Source organism: Methylocystis sp. (assembly GCF_051061285.1).
GTDB lineage: Bacteria > Pseudomonadota > Alphaproteobacteria > Rhizobiales > Beijerinckiaceae > Methylocystis.
Window position 1 is genome coordinate 1 of the sequence record NZ_JBPFEA010000036.1, and the last position, 17,316, is coordinate 17,316.

General features: G+C 64.3%; 20 protein-coding genes and 1 tRNA gene. 11 read left to right on the forward strand and 10 right to left on the reverse strand.

All coding sequences use genetic code 11. The features are described from left to right. The 4 genes from ACR65T_RS13090 to ACR65T_RS13105 all read right to left on the reverse strand — a co-directional run. The coding region (locus tag ACR65T_RS13090; protein ID WP_434496886.1) for a transposase at window positions 1-339 on the reverse strand (339 nt) is incomplete at its 3' end. Between the two features lie 40 nt (window positions 340-379). Beyond that, complete coding sequence (locus ACR65T_RS13095; protein ID WP_434496887.1) at window positions 380-1,339, reverse strand: hypothetical protein; 960 nt, start codon at window positions 1,337-1,339, stop codon at window positions 380-382. Continuing rightward, window positions 1,336-2,541 (reverse strand): tyrosine-type recombinase/integrase, encoded by a 1,206-nt coding sequence (locus tag ACR65T_RS13100; RefSeq protein ID WP_434496888.1) that lies wholly within the window; start codon window positions 2,539-2,541, stop codon window positions 1,336-1,338. Before ACR65T_RS13100 ends, ACR65T_RS13095 begins: the two co-directional genes overlap by 4 nt. Before the next feature lie 157 nt (window positions 2,542-2,698). Continuing rightward, a tRNA-Ser gene (locus tag ACR65T_RS13105) sits at window positions 2,699-2,788 on the reverse strand. A gap of 46 nt (window positions 2,789-2,834) precedes the next feature. On the opposite strand from ACR65T_RS13105, the gene ACR65T_RS13110 reads away from it, so the two are divergent. Genes ACR65T_RS13110 through ACR65T_RS13125 form a run of 4 tightly spaced genes read left to right on the forward strand, consistent with a single transcriptional unit; the run spans window position 2,835 to window position 5,295 of the window. Then, window positions 2,835-3,287: a gamma-glutamylcyclotransferase family protein gene (locus ACR65T_RS13110; protein ID WP_434496889.1), complete on the forward strand. Its 453-nt coding sequence runs from the start codon at window positions 2,835-2,837 to the stop codon at window positions 3,285-3,287. Then, window positions 3,284-4,141, forward strand: a complete 858-nt coding sequence (gene panC, locus ACR65T_RS13115; RefSeq protein ID WP_434496890.1) for a pantoate--beta-alanine ligase — start codon at window positions 3,284-3,286, stop codon at window positions 4,139-4,141. Before ACR65T_RS13110 ends, panC begins: the two co-directional genes overlap by 4 nt. Then, window positions 4,138-4,437 (forward strand): acylphosphatase, encoded by a 300-nt coding sequence (locus ACR65T_RS13120; RefSeq protein WP_196394729.1) that lies wholly within the window; start codon window positions 4,138-4,140, stop codon window positions 4,435-4,437. The genes panC and ACR65T_RS13120 overlap by 4 nt, the downstream gene beginning before the upstream one ends. A 15-nt stretch (window positions 4,438-4,452) precedes the next feature. Further along, on the forward strand, window positions 4,453-5,295 hold the full coding sequence (locus ACR65T_RS13125; RefSeq protein ID WP_434496891.1) for a shikimate dehydrogenase: 843 nt from the start codon (window positions 4,453-4,455) through the stop codon (window positions 5,293-5,295). 80 nt (window positions 5,296-5,375) lie between these two features. Here ACR65T_RS13125 and ACR65T_RS13130 read toward each other — a convergent pair whose 3' ends face one another. Together ACR65T_RS13130 and ACR65T_RS13135 are read right to left on the reverse strand one after the other, a co-directional pair. Beyond that, the gene (locus ACR65T_RS13130) at window positions 5,376-5,750 is read right to left on the reverse strand and encodes a phasin family protein (RefSeq protein WP_434496892.1); all 375 of its coding nucleotides are present in this window, start codon (window positions 5,748-5,750) and stop codon (window positions 5,376-5,378) included. 107 nt (window positions 5,751-5,857) lie between these two features. Further along, complete coding sequence (locus ACR65T_RS13135) at window positions 5,858-6,214, reverse strand: phasin (RefSeq protein WP_196400583.1); 357 nt, start codon at window positions 6,212-6,214, stop codon at window positions 5,858-5,860. A gap of 329 nt (window positions 6,215-6,543) precedes the next feature. Here ACR65T_RS13135 and ACR65T_RS13140 point away from each other — a divergent pair, with 329 nt between their 5' ends. The 4 genes from ACR65T_RS13140 to ACR65T_RS13155 all read left to right on the forward strand — a co-directional run bounded on the left by ACR65T_RS13140 (window position 6,544) and on the right by ACR65T_RS13155 (window position 11,826). Continuing rightward, entirely contained in the window at window positions 6,544-8,805 is a 2,262-nt protein-coding gene (locus ACR65T_RS13140; protein WP_434496893.1) for a PAS domain-containing sensor histidine kinase, read from the forward strand. Between the two features lie 512 nt (window positions 8,806-9,317). After that, window positions 9,318-10,094 carry a LamB/YcsF family protein gene (locus ACR65T_RS13145; protein ID WP_434496894.1) on the forward strand — a complete coding sequence of 259 codons (777 nt, stop codon included), beginning with the start codon at window positions 9,318-9,320 and terminating at the stop codon, window positions 10,092-10,094. Between the two features lie 5 nt (window positions 10,095-10,099). Further along, window positions 10,100-10,831 carry a 5-oxoprolinase subunit B family protein gene (locus tag ACR65T_RS13150; protein WP_434496895.1) on the forward strand — a complete coding sequence of 244 codons (732 nt, stop codon included), beginning with the start codon at window positions 10,100-10,102 and terminating at the stop codon, window positions 10,829-10,831. Further along, window positions 10,828-11,826, forward strand: coding sequence for a biotin-dependent carboxyltransferase family protein (locus tag ACR65T_RS13155; RefSeq protein WP_434496896.1), 999 nt, complete (start codon window positions 10,828-10,830; stop codon window positions 11,824-11,826). The genes ACR65T_RS13150 and ACR65T_RS13155 overlap by 4 nt, the downstream gene beginning before the upstream one ends. Here the strand turns inward: ACR65T_RS13155 and ACR65T_RS13160 are convergent, their stop codons facing one another. From ACR65T_RS13160 to gloB, 3 genes are all read right to left on the reverse strand, one after another. After that, window positions 11,827-12,666, reverse strand: a complete 840-nt coding sequence (locus ACR65T_RS13160; protein ID WP_434496897.1) for a DUF5765 domain-containing protein — start codon at window positions 12,664-12,666, stop codon at window positions 11,827-11,829. 86 nt (window positions 12,667-12,752) lie between these two features. Continuing rightward, entirely contained in the window at window positions 12,753-13,208 is a 456-nt protein-coding gene (locus ACR65T_RS13165) for a cupin domain-containing protein (RefSeq protein WP_434496898.1), read from the reverse strand. Continuing rightward, entirely contained in the window at window positions 13,205-13,981 is a 777-nt protein-coding gene (gloB, locus tag ACR65T_RS13170; protein WP_434496899.1) for a hydroxyacylglutathione hydrolase, read from the reverse strand. The genes ACR65T_RS13165 and gloB overlap by 4 nt, the downstream gene beginning before the upstream one ends. A 107-nt stretch (window positions 13,982-14,088) precedes the next feature. Between gloB and ACR65T_RS13175 the strand changes: the two genes are divergently transcribed. Further along, a complete protein-coding gene (locus ACR65T_RS13175) occupies window positions 14,089-14,847 on the forward strand; it encodes a class I SAM-dependent methyltransferase (protein ID WP_434496900.1) in 759 nt (252 codons plus the stop codon). A 98-nt stretch (window positions 14,848-14,945) separates the two neighbouring features. Here the strand turns inward: ACR65T_RS13175 and ACR65T_RS13180 are convergent, their stop codons facing one another. Further along, window positions 14,946-15,629 (reverse strand): alpha/beta hydrolase, encoded by a 684-nt coding sequence (locus ACR65T_RS13180; RefSeq protein WP_434496901.1) that lies wholly within the window; start codon window positions 15,627-15,629, stop codon window positions 14,946-14,948. A gap of 569 nt (window positions 15,630-16,198) precedes the next feature. On the opposite strand from ACR65T_RS13180, the gene ACR65T_RS13185 reads away from it, so the two are divergent. Together ACR65T_RS13185 and ACR65T_RS13190 are read left to right on the forward strand one after the other, a co-directional pair. Then, the gene (locus ACR65T_RS13185; RefSeq protein ID WP_123176748.1) at window positions 16,199-16,399 is read left to right on the forward strand and encodes a DUF2905 domain-containing protein; all 201 of its coding nucleotides are present in this window, start codon (window positions 16,199-16,201) and stop codon (window positions 16,397-16,399) included. Window positions 16,400-16,455: 56 nt separating this feature from the next. After that, window positions 16,456-17,244, forward strand: a complete 789-nt coding sequence (locus tag ACR65T_RS13190) for a hypothetical protein (protein ID WP_434496902.1) — start codon at window positions 16,456-16,458, stop codon at window positions 17,242-17,244. Window positions 17,245-17,316: the final 72 nt, after the last annotated feature.

The following is a 17,316-nucleotide window of genomic DNA, read 5'->3' on the forward strand; positions in this document are numbered from 1 at the left end:
GGGAAAGAACCCCTTTTTTAAAAGGCTCGCCGCCGTGCGATGCGCTTTCAGATGCGTCGAGTCGATCATGATGCGCTCGGGTCTTGGGCCCTCGCCGGAAAGTGCGGCGAAGATGCGATCGAAGACCTTAAGCCGGCTCCAGCGGATGAAGCGATTGTAAAGCGTCTTGTGTGGCCCGTAGCCTTTGGGCGCGTCCTTCCATTGCAGACCGTGCTTGATGACATAGACAATGCCGCTGACCACCCGTCGATCGTCGACGCGCGGCACGCCATGCGCCAGAGGAAAGAACGGCGAAATCCGCGCCATCTGGCGCGCGCTCAGCAAAAACAATTCGCTCATCGCAAGGGCCTCCGAATCCGACGCCCTTGTGAATCACGCCTCAATCAAATTTAATAGGTCCTGAGCCTAGCTCTCGGCAATAAGGGCTGAGGTCGGCGTCGGGATCGCCGTAAAGCGCGGCGGCCAATCTCGCCCAAGCCCCTGGCTTCGCTCCGTCCTTCGTTACGCCCTTCGTCGTCACGATCAGATCATTGCGCCCGGCGCGCTCCAATAGAATTCGCGCATATTTGGTGGCGATCCTCTGTTCGAAGGCGTCGCTTCCCGACGCGCGCAGAGGCATCTTTGTATGCGTCTCGCAAATTTCGATGAAGCGATCGGCGTTCAACCCTGCGCGCTCCAAATCCTTTCTCAGCTTGATGGATATTTTGTTTCCTTCTAATTCCATTTTTGCGTGTCGCATGATTCTGAGCATTGCCTCGGCGCTCATTTTTTCCGCTTTCGAATTGACCTGGTTACTCAAATGCTGGGCGATTTCCCAATTCATAAAAGCGATCGTGTCGCGGACTTCGGCGGTCCATCGTTCGTTGAAGTTCATTGCCATAAGGCGACGTTGATGTTCGCGTTTTTCTTCCGCCGTTGGCTCGTATGTTGCGGCGCCCATTTTGCGCATTTTCTCAGCGCCTCTATCTGGCGCATGCGCGCGCGGCTCCGGCAATTGACGGGGCTCTATGTCCTCCACGATCTGAAGGATGCGCGACTCATCCCAGCACCGCAGCTCGTCGATGCTGTAGCAATTGCCGCGCCCGCTGATCTGCTTCGGTTGCGGGAATCCTTTTGGAAATTCTTTGTCGCGCCAGCGGCGCCATGTCGGATCAGTTATCAAGATGAATTCGGGAATCTTCGATTCGTGAATGAGCGTTTCCTTTTCCAAGGCTTCTTCCCAAGCGGTCAAAGCCCGATCTAATTTGGCGCGAGATTCGACGCTGGGCGCTTTCTGAAAATCCGCCCCGGCTCGCTCCGCTAACTGGCGAAGGGATTCGACGTCGTCATCGTTCGTCATCGGCGGCCCTTTCGTCCATCGCAATAGTTCCCCCAGGTCTGCATCAGATCGCGACGACGCTCGAAAAGATCGCCGCGCCGGTAAGCGGCCTCGACCTTGTTGCCGACGGTATGGGCGAGCGCCATTTCGGCGACTTCGGCGGGGAAATCGGTTCTCTCAGCGCACCAATCGCGGAACGTGCTGCGGAAGCCATGCGCGGTAAGATCGCCGCGCCCCATGCGCCGCAACACTGCGGTCAACGACATGTCGGAAAGCTGCGAGTCCTTCTTCGCGCCCTGGAAGATCAGCGCGTCGTCTCGACGATTGCTCGGCAGGCGTCGCAATAGCGCGATCGCTTGTTTCGACAGCGGGACGCGATGCTCGCGCCCGGCCTTCATTCTGTCAGCCGGGACGGTCCAGAATCTTGCGTCGAAGTCTATTTCGTCCCAGGTCGCGCCGCGCACCTCGCCAGATCGGGCGGCGGTCAAGATCGCGAATTCGAGGGCGCGGGCGCCGTTGCCTTCGCGCGTCTTCAAATCGGCCATGAAGGCCGGCAGCTCGGCAAAGGGCAAGGCGGCATGATGTTCGACCTTGGCGACCTTGCCTTTCGCGGGGAGCAAATGGTCGAGATGGCCTTTCCAGCGGGCGGGATTTTCTCCCTCGCGATAACCTTGCACTCTCGCCCAATCGAGGATCGATTCGATGCGCCCGCGCACCCGGCTCGCCGTTTCCGCCTTCGTCGTCCAGATCGGCTGTAGGGCCTTAAGGACAAGCGCCGTATCGATAGAAGCGACCGGCAAGCGCCCAAAGATCGGAAAGGCATATGTTTCGAGAGTCGCCGTCCATTGCGCGGCGTGCTTGGCGTTTTTCCAGCCGGCTTTGTGCGCCTCGATATAGGCGGCGGCGCATTCCTTGAAGGCGATCGATTTGGCGGCGGCGAGATGCGCGGCGACGGCTTTCTCGCGCTTGGCGGCGATCGGGTCGATGCCGTCCAGGATCATGCGGCGAGCGGCCAGGGCGCGTTCGCGAGCCTCGGCGAGCCCGATGGTGTGGAGTGGGCCGAGCCCGAGATAGCGCTTGCCGGCGGCGCCGTAGCGGAAAATCCAGCTCTTGGAGCCGCCCTCGGCGATTTGCAGATAGAGGCCGCCGCCGTCGCTATAGAGGCCGGGCTTGGTCGCCCGCTTCACGCCGAGCGGCGACAGCTTCGCCAGCATTCGCGCCATGGTTCTTTTCCGCCCGCACTCTCGCCCACATTTACGATATGAAATTCGATGTAATCGGTTGTTACGCGTTGAACAAGGGGAGAGGGCGAAAACCCCGGCAATCCTCAGAAAAATAGGGATTTTCGAGACGCAGCGCGACGCAATGAAACATTGGCGGTGGCGGAAGGGGTGGGATTCGAACCCACGGTGGAGTCGCCCCCACGCCGGTTTTCAAGACCGGTGCCTTAAACCACTCGGCCACCCTTCCGCGTTCGTCGTGATATAGCACGCGTCGTGTTTTTCGCGACTGGGATTTGCGCGTGCCGCTCTACTTCGCCTATGGCTCCAACATGGACGCCGCCGCCATGGCGGGCCGCTGTCCGCGGTCCCGGCTGCTCGGGCGGGGACGGCTTGCCGGCTTCAGGACAATTCTCATGCCTTCAGGCTTTGTCAGCGTCGCGACGGACCGCCGCATGAGCGTTCACGGCGTGCTGTGGGACGTCGCGGTCGGCGACGTCGCCGCGCTCGATCGCTACGAAGACGTCGCCCATGGCCTTTACGCCAAGAAAAATTTGCCGATTCTGCGCGAACCGGTCGGCTCGGTCCGCGCGCTGACCTATGTCGGCGCGCGGCCCGATCTTGGCGCGGCGCCCCGCGGCTATTTCGAGGCGGTCATCGCCGCGGCGCGGGCGCAAGCGCTGCCCGGCCCGTATGTCGACTATCTGTCGTGCCTGCTTACCGCTCAGAAATCGGGGCGACGATCGTGAATGCAAAAACGCCGATCGTCGGCGCCGTCGACGAACTGCGCCGCTACGTTCGCGCGCGCCGCGCCGCCGGCGAGCGCATTGGCCTTGTGCCGACGATGGGGGCGCTCCACGCCGGCCATCTGTCGCTTGTGGAGGCGGCGCGTCAGGCGGCGGACCGCGTCATCGTCACGATCTTCGTCAACCCTGCGCAGTTCGGGCCGAACGAAGATTTCGCCCGCTATCCGCGCACGCTTGCGGCGGATGTCGAGAAGCTTAGCAGCGTCGCCGCGGATCTCGTCTTCGCGCCTTCCGTCGACGAGATCTATCCCCCAGGCTTTTCGACGAAAGTCGTGCTCGAGGGGCCGGCGACCGCCGACCTCGAAGATCGATTTCGGCCGACGCATTTTTCCGGCGTGGCGACGGTGGTGACAAAGCTCCTGAATCAGGCGCAGGCCGACGTCGCGGTCTTCGGCGAGAAGGATTACCAGCAGCTCCTGGTGATCAAGCGTCTCGCGCGCGATCTCGACATCGCCACCGAAATTCTCGGCGCGACGACTCTGCGCGAGGCCGACGGCCTCGCCATGTCTTCGCGCAACGTCTATCTCTCCCGCGAGGACCGCGCGCGCGCAAAGCAATTGCACGGCGAAATGAGCGCAGCGGCCCGGCACATCCTGAAGGGCGAGAACATCGGCGCCGCGACGGGCGCGGCGCGGGACGCGCTGACCGCTGCCGGATTCGAGGTCGACTATCTCGAAGCGCGGCATGCCGAGACGCTCGCCCCGGCCTCCTGTCTCGCGGATGGTCCCATTCGTCTGCTCGTCGCGGCGAAGCTCGGCGCGACGCGGCTCATCGACAATATCGCGGTTCAATCATGAGCGATCGGGAGATCATACGCCTTTTCATCGAAGGCCGGGTGCAGGGCGTCGGCTATCGCGCCTTTCTCGTGCGTGAGGCGCTCGCGCTCGATCTCACCGGCTGGGCGCGCAACAGGCGCGACGGCGCGGTCGAGTCGGTCGTCTCTGGGCCGCGCCCGGCGCTCGACGCGCTTATCGCTGCGGCGCGCCGGGGCCCACGGCTCGCGCGAGTCGACGCACTGCGCGAGGAGCCGGCGGATGAAGCCGCGCTCGTCGCGTTTTGCGGCGCGGGATTTTCCGTCGCCCCTGACGCGTGAGCTGGAGACGAGAAGATGACGAACGGCCATCAATTTGTTCTCGCTGGAGTCATGGGCTGGCCGATCGCGCATTCGCGCTCGCCGAAAATCCATAATCACTGGTTCGCGCAATATGGAATCGAGGGCTGCTATGCGCCGCTGCCGGTCGAGCCCGGCCGACTCGAGGCGGCGTTGCGCGCCATGCCGGCGCTCGGCTTCGCCGGCTGCAATCTCACGATTCCGCATAAGGAGACGGCGCTCCAGTTTCTCGATCATGTCGATGACTCGGCGGCGCGAATCGGGGCGGTCAACTGCATCGTCGTCGAAAAGAACGGCGAACTGACCGGCCTTAACTACGACGGCTATGGGTTCATCGCGTCGCTTTATGAGGCGGCGCCCCTTTGGCGCGCCGAGCGCGCGCCCTGCGTCATCATCGGCGCCGGCGGCGGGGCGCGCGCGATCGTCCACGGCTTGCTTGAGGTGGGGGCGAGCGAGATTCGTCTGTTCAACCGCACCCTGGCGCGCGCGGAAATTCTCGCCGCCGACTTTGGCCCGCGCGTGTCGGCCCTGCGCTGGGAAGCACGCGAGGCGGGGCTCGCCGGAGCGGGCCTTCTCGTCAATGCGACGAGCCAGGGCATGGTCGGCCAGCCGCCGCTGGATCTGTCGCTCGCGGCATTGCCGAAATCGGCGCTCGTCGCCGACATCGTTTATGCGCCGCTGGAGACGCCGTTGCTGGCCGCCGCCCGCAAACATGGCGCGACGCCCGTCGATGGGCTCGGCATGCTGCTGCATCAGGCGCGCCCGGCGTTCCGCGACTGGACCGGCGTGATGCCGGACGTGACGCCGGCGCTGCGCGCCAAGATCGTCGCAACGCTGTAAAAGATCGTCGCGACGCTGTAAAAGAAAGAGCGCCGCGACATCGCCCGCGGCGCTCTTCTTACATCAACTCAATTTTCGCGTTACGCCGCGCGCGCGCCGTAGATCGGCGCGATGGAAAAGTTCAGGAGACGTTGCGCGAGCGTCATCAATTCGGTCGACTGCCGCAGCAGCGCGTCAATCCGTTCGCTCACGAAACGCGACTGAAGAGTCGTCACCTCGTCGATCGTCTTGGCGTTGGCGAGCCGCTCGGCGAAGTCGAGGAACGCTGTGGAGTTTTCCGCCCAGAGATCGATGGACTTCTGCTGCCAGAGGGCAGGGTCGAATCCTTCGGCCTCGTTTTCGGCGGGCTTTGGCGGTTCGGAGATCGCGAGGGCTGTAGACGGAGCCGCCACAACCGCCGGCGTCTGCGCTTCGACGGCGGCGGGCGCAGGCTCTTCGCTGACAGCTTTGCTCACCGTCGGAGCCGCCTCGGTCTCAGGAACGCTGGGGGCCGGGCGTTTCGTTTCGGGGGCCTTTGGCTTGGGGGAAACGTTCTGCGGATTGGCCATTGAGCTTCTCCCCGTTAGGACTTCGTCGTCGTGCGCTGAAGGCTCGCGCCAAGCTCCGTGGTCTGCTCTTGAATCGCGCGCAGCTGCGCCTGCACGAACTCCGACTGAAGCTTGAAAACTTCCTGCGGGTCCTTGGCGTGGACGAGCTTCTGGGCCAGATCGAAGGCCGCGTTGACATTGGCCTCGGCAAAAGACAGGGCCTTGGCGCTGACGTCCTTGGCGCTCGGCAGCCCGAACGGCAGGTCCGCCGAAGTGTCCAGCGCCTTCTGCGCGGCTCCGGCGAAACCTTCAAACGCCTTGCGCGCCTGTTCGACGCTCTTCTCCGCAAAATCGCGGACTTCAGTGGGAATTTGATAGACAGCTTCGACCATGGCGCACCTCCGTGCGGTGAAAAATCAAACAAGCCCCGCGCTAAACCATATTAACCCGCGCCGCGCCCGGCCCCAACGGCGATCCGGCGCTCACTCATACTGCCCGATTTGATGTTGCAATGCAACAAATTTGTGCGCCGCAGCAGATCGAGGCGGAAGCGCTGATCGGGGACGGAAGTGCTGGAAGCGTAGAAATACTATGAAAAACGCGCGACAATCATAGACCTTGCGCGCGGCGGCGACTAATTTGCTTTCATCCGTTAGCGTCGAGCCGACGAGACGCCTGGGAAGCGCGCGGCGAGCGAGACCGTCGGTTGAGGCGGTAGGCAATGGGCGGTTCGCAGCAGGACCTTGAGGAAGACGCGCGAGCAGCCGCTTGCGTGGCGGCGGATCCTGTTTTTTCGGCGCTCGGCGCCTCCGGCGCGCCGATTATCGCGGCGAGCGGCGATCCCTTGCGCATTGCGTTTCTGAACGATCCGGCTCGCGCCGTCTTTGGCGAAGACGCCGGCGGGCTCGCCGAGCGGCTATTTCGCGGCGACGATCCAGGGCCACGACGTCTGGCCGAGCTTGTCGGCGAACTGCGCCGCCGCCCAGGTCTTCGTCTCGAGCGGCTACGCTTTCGTGCTTTCGCGCAGGCGCAAACGGTCACCTTTCTCTGCCGCAGCCTCGCCGCGGAAGGCGGCGACTGTTTCGTTATCGCGGCGCTTGGCGCGCGCGCGGATGCGCCAGCTCAGGACCGGCGCGCGGCCGACGCTTCGGCTGAAGCGCGGGTCAACGACGCGACGGCGGCCCTCCGCCGCCGCCTTGCGGCGCGACACGGCGCTCGTTCTCCGCGCTTTTTATGGAAGACCGACGCGGCAGGACGGTTCACCGACGTGACCCACACGCTCGCCGACGTGGTGGGTGAAAAATCCGCCGACATCCTCGGCCGCTCAGTGCAGGATGCGGCGCATGCCCTGACGCTCGACGCCGCATTTGCCCGCGCCGTCGCCTCGCGCCGCGCGTGGAGCGGCGTCGAGGTCGAGTGGCCCTTGGAAGGCGACGCCGGATGTGTGCCGACGACGCTCGGCGCTCTGCAGATGACCGATTCCGCGGGGCGGTTTCTCGGCTATCAGGGCTATGGCGTGTTGCACATTGATCGCGGGCGAGTCGCCGAACCCGCCGCGGCGACGAATTCCGGCCGGAGTATTGAAGAGAACGCCTTCGAGCCGTCGTCCGACAATGTCGTGATGCTGCGCGCGCCGGCTTCGACGCGCGTCGATGTGGGAGAGGCGCTCAGTTCGAGCGAACGCCTGGCGTTTGACGAAATCGCGCGGGCGCTCACGGAAGGCGATCTCGTCATCCCCGCAGCGGAGGCCGTCGCGCCGTCGGAGCCCGAGCCTGACGAGCAAGCAGCGCCGACGCGTCGCAATCTCGAGTTCATCGCGCCGGGCCCGGAGCGAAGCGCCCTGGCGCTCGCGCGCGCGCTCGAAGAAAAGCTTGCGCGGGCGAAGTCCGAGAGCGCGCTGCTTGGCGCGGCTTTCGACCTTTCGCGCGCGCCGCTTGCGATCGTGGCGGACGACGGGGTGGTGGTGAGAGCCAACGCGCCATTCGCGGCTTGCTTCGGGACAGAGGCGTCAGCGCTTGAGAACCGCAACCTGACGTCGTTTCTCAGCCCATCCGACGCGCAAATCGTCCGTGAGCGTTTTTCTGACGCCCAGCCGCACGCCCACGCGCGAGTATCGCTGACCACGGCGCCGCTGCGCGGCGGCTTCCCCGTCGATCTCATCCTGCGCCGGGTCTCCGTTGATGGAAAGCCGGTGATATTGGTTTCCGCCGAGCCTCGGGAGGCCGCATCGGCGGATGATCGCGCGCTTGAAGCGGCGCGTCTTGCAGCCGAAAGCGCCAATGCGGCGAAGTCTGATTTCCTGACCCGCGTATCGCATGAGATTCGCACCCCGCTGAACGCCATCATGGGCTTTGCGGAAGTAATGATGGAGGAGCGGCTCGGGCCGATAGGCTCTCCCCGCTACAAGGAATATTTGAAAGACATCCGCGCTTCCGGCGCGCATGTCTTATCCCTCGTCAACGATCTTTTGGATCTCTCGAAGATCGAAGCTGGCAAGATGGAGCTTTCCTTCTCGCGCGTTGACGTCAATGCAGCCATCGCCGAATGCGCGTCGATCATGCAGGCCCAGGCCAATCAGGGTCGCGTCGTCATGCGTCTCGCGCTTGCCGCGGGCCTGCCGCCGCTGCGCGCCGATGCGCGCTCGCTCAAGCAGATTCTTCTCAATCTTCTGTCGAATGCGGTGAAGTTCAACGAGCCGGGCGGTCAGGTCATCGTGTCAAGCGCGCTGAACGACGCCGGCTCTGTCGTCATCCGCGTCAAAGACACGGGGGTCGGCATGTCGGAGGCGGATGTCGCAACCGCCTTGGAGCCGTTCCGGCAGGTTGGCGCTTCGCGCAAGGCGAGCGGAACGGGGCTTGGACTGCCGCTGACAAAGGCCTTGATCGAGGCGAATCACGCCTCATTCAGCATAAAGAGCCGTCACAATGAGGGCACGCTGATCGAAATCGCGTTTCCGCCGCCGCAAGCGCTCGCGGCGGAATAGTCCGAAAGTCGAGGGAAGAGGGGGGCGGAGGAAACGAGCTGAACGGAGCAGCTCAGTCCGTTGGCGCAATAACGTCGGCGCTTACGCCAGGCCGCTGCCCGCCAACGGACCGTATAGGACGTAAAACGCCCTGATTTCTTGAGCTTACTTGCCGATCCGCATCGCGACGAGAGCGCCGCCGACAACGATAGCAAGCATAAGTCCCGGGATAAGATACTGCATTTTTATTTCCTCCCACGTTGCGCCAGCCAGTGGCTATTTTTTCCGGCTTCGCCGCGATACAGCTTCACCAAAGGGCACAGTCTTTGTCAAGCGCCGCCTTGCCCTATTTGTGGGGGGCTGTGCCGATCTTCGCTGCATCGGATCGCCCCGTCACAGGCCGACAATCGCGGCGCTGAAGCCATCGGCCCATAGAAGTTGCGGCGCGCAGACTGACCGAGCGTCGCGCATTGCCGCCGTGGCGCGGTTACGCCAATCTCGCGGCCCCTCGTCAAAGGCGAACCGCATTTCTCATGACTTCCGCACCTCGCACTATAGACCTTAACGCCGACCTCGGGGAAGGCTTCGGCCATTGGCGCATGGGCGACGACGACGCCATGCTCGATATCGTAACGAGCGCCAATGTCGCTTGCGGCTTCCACGCCGGCGACCCCGACATCATGGCGACGACATTTGCGCACGCCAAAGCAAAAGGGGTAGCCGTTGGCGCTCATGTCGCGTTTCCGGATCTCGCAGGCTTCGGGCGGCGCAGTTTGCCGATGAGCGCGCGGGAAATCGAGCGCGCGGTCGCCTATCAGCTCGGCGCGGCGCAGGCGCTCGCGGCTTTGAGCGGACATCGGATCACGCATGTGAAGGCGCATGGCGCGCTCGCCAATATCGCCGAGCGCGACGCTGACGTCGCGAACGCCATCGCCCGCGCGGTCCGCGGCGTCGATGCGTCGCTCGCGCTGCTCGCGATTGCGCTCTCCGAGCAAACGCTCGCCGGCGCGCGCGCGGGGCTGCGCGTCGTGAATGAAATTTTCGCCGACCGCGCCTATATGGACGACGGACGCTTGCAGCCGAGATCGGAAGAAGGCGCGGTTATCGAGGATATCGAAAGAGCCAGCGCCCGCGTGCGCGACATGCTCGCCAGCGGCGGTCTGAGAACCATTAGCGGCGGACTCTTGCCGACGCAGATCGACTCGGTCTGCGTTCATGGCGATACCCCGCTCGCGGTTGAAATGGCCCGGAGCCTGCGCGCGGCGCTCGAAGGCGACGGCTGGAAGCTGCGCGGCTTCGCAGGAGCGTGATCGCGATGGACTATGAGACGCCGCGCTTTCTCGACTGCGGCGAGGCGGCGCTTTCAGTAGAATTCGGCGACAGCGTCAATCCGGCGGTCAATGCGCGCGTGCTGGCCCTTGACGAACGTCTTCGCGCCGCGCCGCCGGCCGGCCTGCGCGAAACGACGCCCACTTACCGCGCGCTGTTCCTGCGCTACGAGCCGCTCGAAATTTCGCGCGCCGCGCTCATTGCGGCGATCGACGCTCTGATCGGGCCAGCCGGCGTTGAGGCGTCGCAGCCAGCCGTGCGCTGGACCATTCCCTGCTGCTATGATCCTGAGTTTGCGGAGGATATTGGCGAAGCCGCCGCGCTGCTCGGGCAGACGCCGCAATCCATCGCGCAGCTGCACGCCGGCGCCGACTATCGCGCCTACATGTATGGTTTCGCGCCGGGGTGGTGCTATCTCGGCGGACTGCCTCAGGCGCTCGCGATCCCGCGGCGCGTCAGCCCCCGCGGTGCGACGCCGCAGGGCGCGGCGCTGATCGGCGGCGCGCTCTCTCTGATCGCCGCTAGTCCCATGCCGACCGGCTGGTATGTCGTCGGGCGCACGCCTGAGCGTATGTTCGCGCTGGACCGCACCCCGCCTTTTCTTGTCGCGCCAGGCGACGCCGTGCGTTTCGAGCCGATCGACGCGAAGACGTTCCTGGCGCTCGATGCCCGCGCTAGCGCCGGCGAGGCGGTGGCGCGCCGGGAGACGCTGCTTTGAGCGCGCGGCTGTTGATCGAAGCCGCCGGGCCCGGCGTCACCATCCAGGACGAGGGGCGCTTCGGACTGTCGCGCTACGGCGTCACGCCGGCGGGACCGATGGATCTTGGCGCTTATCGCGCCGCCACGCGCGCCGCCGGCGCCGACAGCGCAATCGAAGTTTCGCTCGGCGGCATGACGCTTCGGGCGGAAGGCGCGACGCTTTGCGTCGCGGTGGCGGGCGGCGATTTCGACATCCGGCTCGACGGGCGGCCAATGCCGCCGGCGTGCCTGCTGCCGCTTGCCGAGGGCGCACGGCTCGTGTTGCGCGCTGGCCCGTCAGGGGCCTGGTGCTATGTCGCCGTCGGCGGAACGCTCGCTTTCGCGCCGACGCTCGGTTCGCGCGCGACGCACGCGCGGTCCGGGCTGGGGCCAAAGCCGCTCGCCGCCGGCGACGCCTTGACGCTCGCCGAGGCGGCGGCGCCGCCGCTCGAGCCGCTGGCCCTGGCGGCGCCTTGGCTGATGTCGAGCGACGCGCCGATCCGCCTGGTTCTCGGGCCTCAGGCGGATTATTTCGCACCGGAGGAGATCGAGGCCTTTCAGAACGCACGCTGGCGCATCGGGGCCCGCAGCGATCGCATGGCCTATCGGCTCGAGGGGCCGGCGATCCGGCATCGGCGCGGACATGACATCGTCTCCGACGGCGTCGCCATGGGCGCGATCCAGATCCCCGGCGACGGCGCGCCGCTCGCGCTGATGGCGGACCGACAGCCGACCGGCGGCTATCCGAAAATCGCGACGGTCATCGGGGCGGATCTCGGCCGGCTGGCGCAATTGCGTCCCGGCCAAGACCTGTCTTTCCGCGCCGTGGATTGGGACGAGGCGGTCGCCGCCCGCCGCGCCTATTTTGCGGCCATCGCGGCCGGCGCGACGCGCGAGCCTCTAGGCGCCGAGATCACCACCGAGTCGCTGCTGGCGGAAAATCTCGTCGGCGGCGTCGTCAACGCACGAGACTGATCACTCCGCCGGCTCCTTGACCTCGGTGAGGAGAGCGACGGGCTCGGCCGGCTGCGGCGCCGTCGCGGCGAGGGCCGCCTTTGCCGCCGCTTTGCGCCGCTTCCACCATTTGATCAGCATCATCCACCACGGGTCGCCGACATGCAGGTGATAGCGCAGCGGCGTCTTGATGATGGCGAGCACGAGTCCGATCGAGAACAGGCACCAGACCGCCGGCCACTCATTGATGTTGCTGGTCGTCAGGCCGGCGAGAAACGGTCCGGCAAGCCAGGAGAACAGGATGAAGCGCCAGCTGCCGTAAAGCGATGGAATGTAGAAGGCCATCAGCGGATATTCGATATAGCCGCGTCCGAGATAGGGATTGTTGACCATGGAATTGCCAATGCCATTCGTCGGCAGCAGCCAGGCGATGTGCCATTCGCCGCGGACCGTGCAGAGCATGTCGCCGCACAGCGGGCGTCCAGCAGCGCAGTGGCCAGCCCAGTCGAAGGGATAGAGCTGGAGCAGCATGGCGATGGCCGCGACGAAGCAGCCGAAATAGGCCCAGGGCGCAATGATGCGGGCGCTGTCCTTGGGCATGAAATAGAGCGCGACGGCGTTAATGAAGAAGGGCTGGAATGTGATGTGGAGATAACCAAACATGGTCATCAATTGATTGAGCGGCGAGTCGCATTGGTTGAGAACCGAATAGGCGACCGCCTGAAGCGACTCCATGCTGGCAAAATAGAGAAGGCAGACCCAGAGAGCGACCGGTTCGGGATCCTTCTTGAGCGCCGAATAGGCCGCGCCGGCGATCCCCGCCGTCGCCAACACCGTTGACGCCTCTCCACTCCAACACATTCGGCATTTCCTCTTTTATTGTCTGCGACCCGATACACTATCCGCCGGGTCGTTCAAAGCCCCCGTTCGGCTGAAAGCCCTTGCGTTCAAGGCAAAGAGTCGGGCGAGAAGTCCGCCGGCGCCAGCTCGAAGCCGGCGAATTCGAAGCCCGGCGCGACCGTGCAGCCGACGAGGGTCCATTCGCTCGCCCCCTGGCCGAGGCTTCTCGCCGACTGCCAAACGCCCGCGGGGACCACGGCTTGCGGCCGCTCGCCCGCCGCGAGCTCGGCGCCCAGGCGCAAGACTTCGGTCGGGGCGCCCTGCGCCGCGATCTTAAGCTCCAGCGCAGCGCCGGCGTAGAAGTGCCAGACTTCGGCGGCGTCGACCCGATGCCAGTGGGATACCTCGCCCCCCGGGAGCAGATAATAGATCGCCGTCGAGGCGGCGCGGGGGCCGCCGACCGGCAAGGAATCGCGAAAGGTCTGCCGATAAAAGCCGCCCTCGGGATGGGGCGCCAGCTCGAGGAGCCGCACGACCTCCTGCGTCGAAAGCTCGTTGGTCATGCGGCGAAGCTGTTCTTGCGTTCGCGCATCGCCGCGAAGACGGCGAAAGGATCGGCGTCCTGCATGCCCATTGCGGCTTTCACGCTCGGGTCCTCGACGCGCAGAAACGGGTTTGTGGCGTTCTCGAGCGCAATCGTTGTCGGCAGCGTGAATTTTTTGTCCTTGCGCAGCTCGGCGACGGTTTGCGCCCGTTCGCGCAGCACCGGATTGTCGGGATCGACAGTGAGCGCGAATTTGGCGTTGGCCTGCGTATATTCGTGTCCGCAATACACCTGTGTTTCGCCGGGCAGATTGGCGAGCGCTTCGAGAGTGAGATGCATCATGTCCATGGTGCCCTCGAAAACGCGGCCGCAGCCGAGCGAGAACAGCGTGTCGCCAACAAACACGATTTCATCGTCGCCGAAATAATAGGCGATGTGTCCAAGCGTATGGCCGGGCGTTTCGATGACGCGCGCGCGCGCCTCGCCGACTTCCACGATATCGCCCTCCGAAACCGCGCGATCGAGCGGCGGCAGCCGATGCGCGTCCTTGGCGGCGCCGATCACCTTCATGTGCGGAAAGCGCGCCTTGAGCGTCTGCGTTCCCTGAACGTGATCAGCGTGGTGATGGGTCAGCAGCAAATGCGTCAGCGGCCAGCCGCGTCGCTCGGCCTCATTGGCGATCGCTTCGCCGTCGGGCGCATCGACGCTCGCGGTCGCGCCGAGCTCCGGCTCATGAGCGAGCAAGCCGAAATTATCGTTGAGGCAAATGAACTGCGCGACTTCCAATGCCATCGGGCTTGTCTCCTCGGGCGGTCCCTATCATAAACGCGCTTCGCCAAAAAACGCGACTGCGGCGTGCGAACGATCCCAGCGTCTTGCGCCATTGCCCGATTGCGCCGATGATCCGCGCCATGCTCGACGTTGTCGAATTGCGCGCGTTTTACGATACGGCGCTGGGCGGGGTCGCCCGCCGCCTTGTGTCGCGGTTGGTGTGCGCGCGCTGGCAGGACCACGCCGGCCTGCGCGTGCTCGGCCTTGGCTACGCGACCCCCTATCTCGACGGCTTTCGCGAGAAAGCGCAGCGGGTCCTCGCCTTTATGCCCGCCACCCAGGGCGTCGTCCATTGGCCGCCCGACGGCCGCTCCGCATCGGCCCTGGTGGAGCCGTCGATGACGCCGCTGCCCGACGCCAGCATGGATCGCATCCTGATCGTGCATGCGCTCGAGACCGACGAACACCCGCATGATCTCCTCGAGGAGATCTGGCGCATTCTTGCGCCGGGCGGCCGAGTGCTGATCGTCGCGCCGAGCCGCACGGGGCTTTGGGCGCGCGTCGACACGACGCCCTTTGGACAAGGCCACCCCTATTCGCGCGGCCAGCTGCAGCAATTGTTGCAGGCGGCGCAGTTTCTGCCGCTCTATTGGGACGAGGCGCTTTATGTGCCGCCGTTCCAGCGCGCTTCGCTGCTGCGCTCGGCGCCGGCCTTTGAGCGAATCGCCGGCCGCTTTTCACTGCCGGGCGGCGGCGTTCATATCGTCGAGGCGACGAAGCAACTTTATCGCCCGGTTGCGCGCCGCGCCGTGCGTCGCCTGCCGATCGAACTTGAGCCGGCGATGGAGCCTGCCGGCGCCGAGCCGGGGCTGGAAGGAATAAGTTAGAGCGTTGCACCAAAACGCCGAGCCATCGCACGCCTATGCGATGGGGCGACAATTGCGATCGGCGGCAAAATCGCCTTCACGCCCGAAAACTTCGTGCGTCACCGTCGGCGAAGTTCGACGGCGACGCCGAACGACTGCGCCAGGAACAGGGCGCCGTGGATCAGTCCGGTTTCGTCGATCCCATGGCCGAGCCGCGCCGAGAGGTGCCACTGGGTCGGCACGCCCGAGTCAGCGAGCGCATTGGCGGACATAAGCAGCGCCTCGACCGGGATCATTTCGTCTTCTTCGCCGTGAGCCAAGAGGACGGCCGGCGGTTTCTCATAGGCCAGCGGCGCTTCGTCCGCCTGCGCCGGCCCGAGCACATAGATTCCCGAATAGCCGAGAATCGCGCGCGGCGCGCGCTTGCGGCGCAGACCCGTATGCAGCGCCATCATCATGCCCTGGCTGAATCCGACCAGCGCCAGCGCGCGATCGTCGAACCCGCGCTTGTCGAGTTCGGCGTCGAGAAAGGCGTCGAGCGTCGGACGCGCCGCGACGCAGCCGCGCCAGCGCTCCTCCGGGTCTCGCATGGTGAGCGGAAACCATTGCCGGCCGGTCGGCGACGCGGCGCATCGGTCGGGCGCATGCGGCGCGACGAAATCCGCGTCGGGAAGGAAGGCGCGCCATTGGCGGCCGATCTCGATGAGATCGGCGCCGTCGGCGCCGTAGCCGTGAAGAAAAACGACGAGCTGCTTTGGCTTGCCGGAACGCGCCTGCACTCTCGGACCATCAATCGCCGCCATGAACCTGCGCCCTTCCGTCGCATCGATGCGTGGCGAGGTTTATGCGCGAAGCGCGGCGGCGGCGCAACGGCGCGCGAAACTATAGTGTCTTAACGAAAAACGAGACGATCTTGAACGCATAGATGCAGGCGGCGGCCAGCGTGCTGTGCTTGACCATGGTCATGGCGAGATAAATGTGATCAGGCCTCATGAAAACCCTCATAGTCGCACGCAAACGCTGCGCGCCGGCGATCGCATCAGGAGCGACCCATTCAGTGAGACAGTTGCTTTGCGAAGCGTCGCGCGGCCTGCGTCTCGAACAGGCTCCCGCAAGAGCCGCGCCATGCGCCGTCGGTTCGATTGCGTCGGTTCGCCGCAGGCGAATGTAATGGCGTCGAACCCTTCGTCGGCACCTAAACTTTGACGACGCGCCTGGTCAAGCGAAGCGCGCTGAGATTCCTAGCTTTGCGACAATGTGTCACCTGAAAACGCAATGGTGAACAACGCGTGGCCCGCTGGCGATTTCGTCGAAATGCGCGAAATAGCAATAGGAAAGTCATCGATCAGGAACGCGATGAAAGGCTGACCCTGTGGCCAAGTTTCTCATCATTGCGGGGCTCGTCATGGTCGGCCTCGGCCTTCTGTGGATGGTCGGCGAGAGATTTGGCCTCGGGCGCCTGCCAGGCGATATCGTCGTCGAGCGTGGCAATTTTAAATTCTATTTTCCACTCGCCACGTCGCTCATTTTGAGCGTCGTCATCAGTCTGCTCTTGTGGCTGTTCAATCGATAAGTTTTTTGACAATTCGACGCGGGCGTCCGCTAATGCCGCCGAAGAAGGAGGCGCCGGTGCCGCAGTCGTTTACAAGTTTGTCCGTCCCGCAAATGGCCGCTCTCTTCTGCGTCGGCTCGGTCGCCGTGACTTGGCTCGGCGTTTTTCTTTTCAATCGGCTCGCGCATGGGTGGATGCATGGGCGTCGCAACGCCAATGAAATGATCGGGTTGACGTTGGCCGCCTTTTCGACGCTTTACGGAATTTTGCTGGGATTGCTCGCGGTCGAGGCCTATCAGGATTTTTCTTCCGTTCAGGACATTATCTCTAAGGAGGCGGTGACGATCGCCACCCTTCATCGAGATTTCGACGGCTTTCCGCAGCCGACGCGGGGCGAGCTTCAGGACAATCTGCGCAACTATGCGCACGAGGCGGTCGACGCTGTCCATCCGCCGCCCAATGTTCCTCAGGACCCCCATTCACGTTCGCCTGGATTGACGGCGCTCTTCGCGCAGCTGATGAGTTTTCAAGCCAAGCTGAAAAGCGAGGAAATCGTTCAGACCGAGACGTTCAGTCGCCTGAACACGCTTGTCGAGCATCGCCGCTATCTCATCGCCGCCGGCGCGAATGGCATTCCAAAGGAGCTGTGGCTGGTGGTCTGTCTCGGCGGTTTTTTGTTGCTTGGCCTGATATGCATCTTTGACATGGAACTCCATGTCCATCTGATCCTGAGCGGCGCGATGGCGCTGTTTCTCGGCTCGGTGATCTTTCTGATCGCCGCGATGGACAATCCATTTAACGGCGGCATGACGGTCGATTCAGGGCCGCTTGAAACGGTGCTGGCGATCTTCCCGGAGGCGCGCTGAGGCGCGCTTCTGGCGGTCCCGAAGGGATTCGAACCCCTGACCTTCGGTTTAGGAATTTGAAGGTTATCCTGC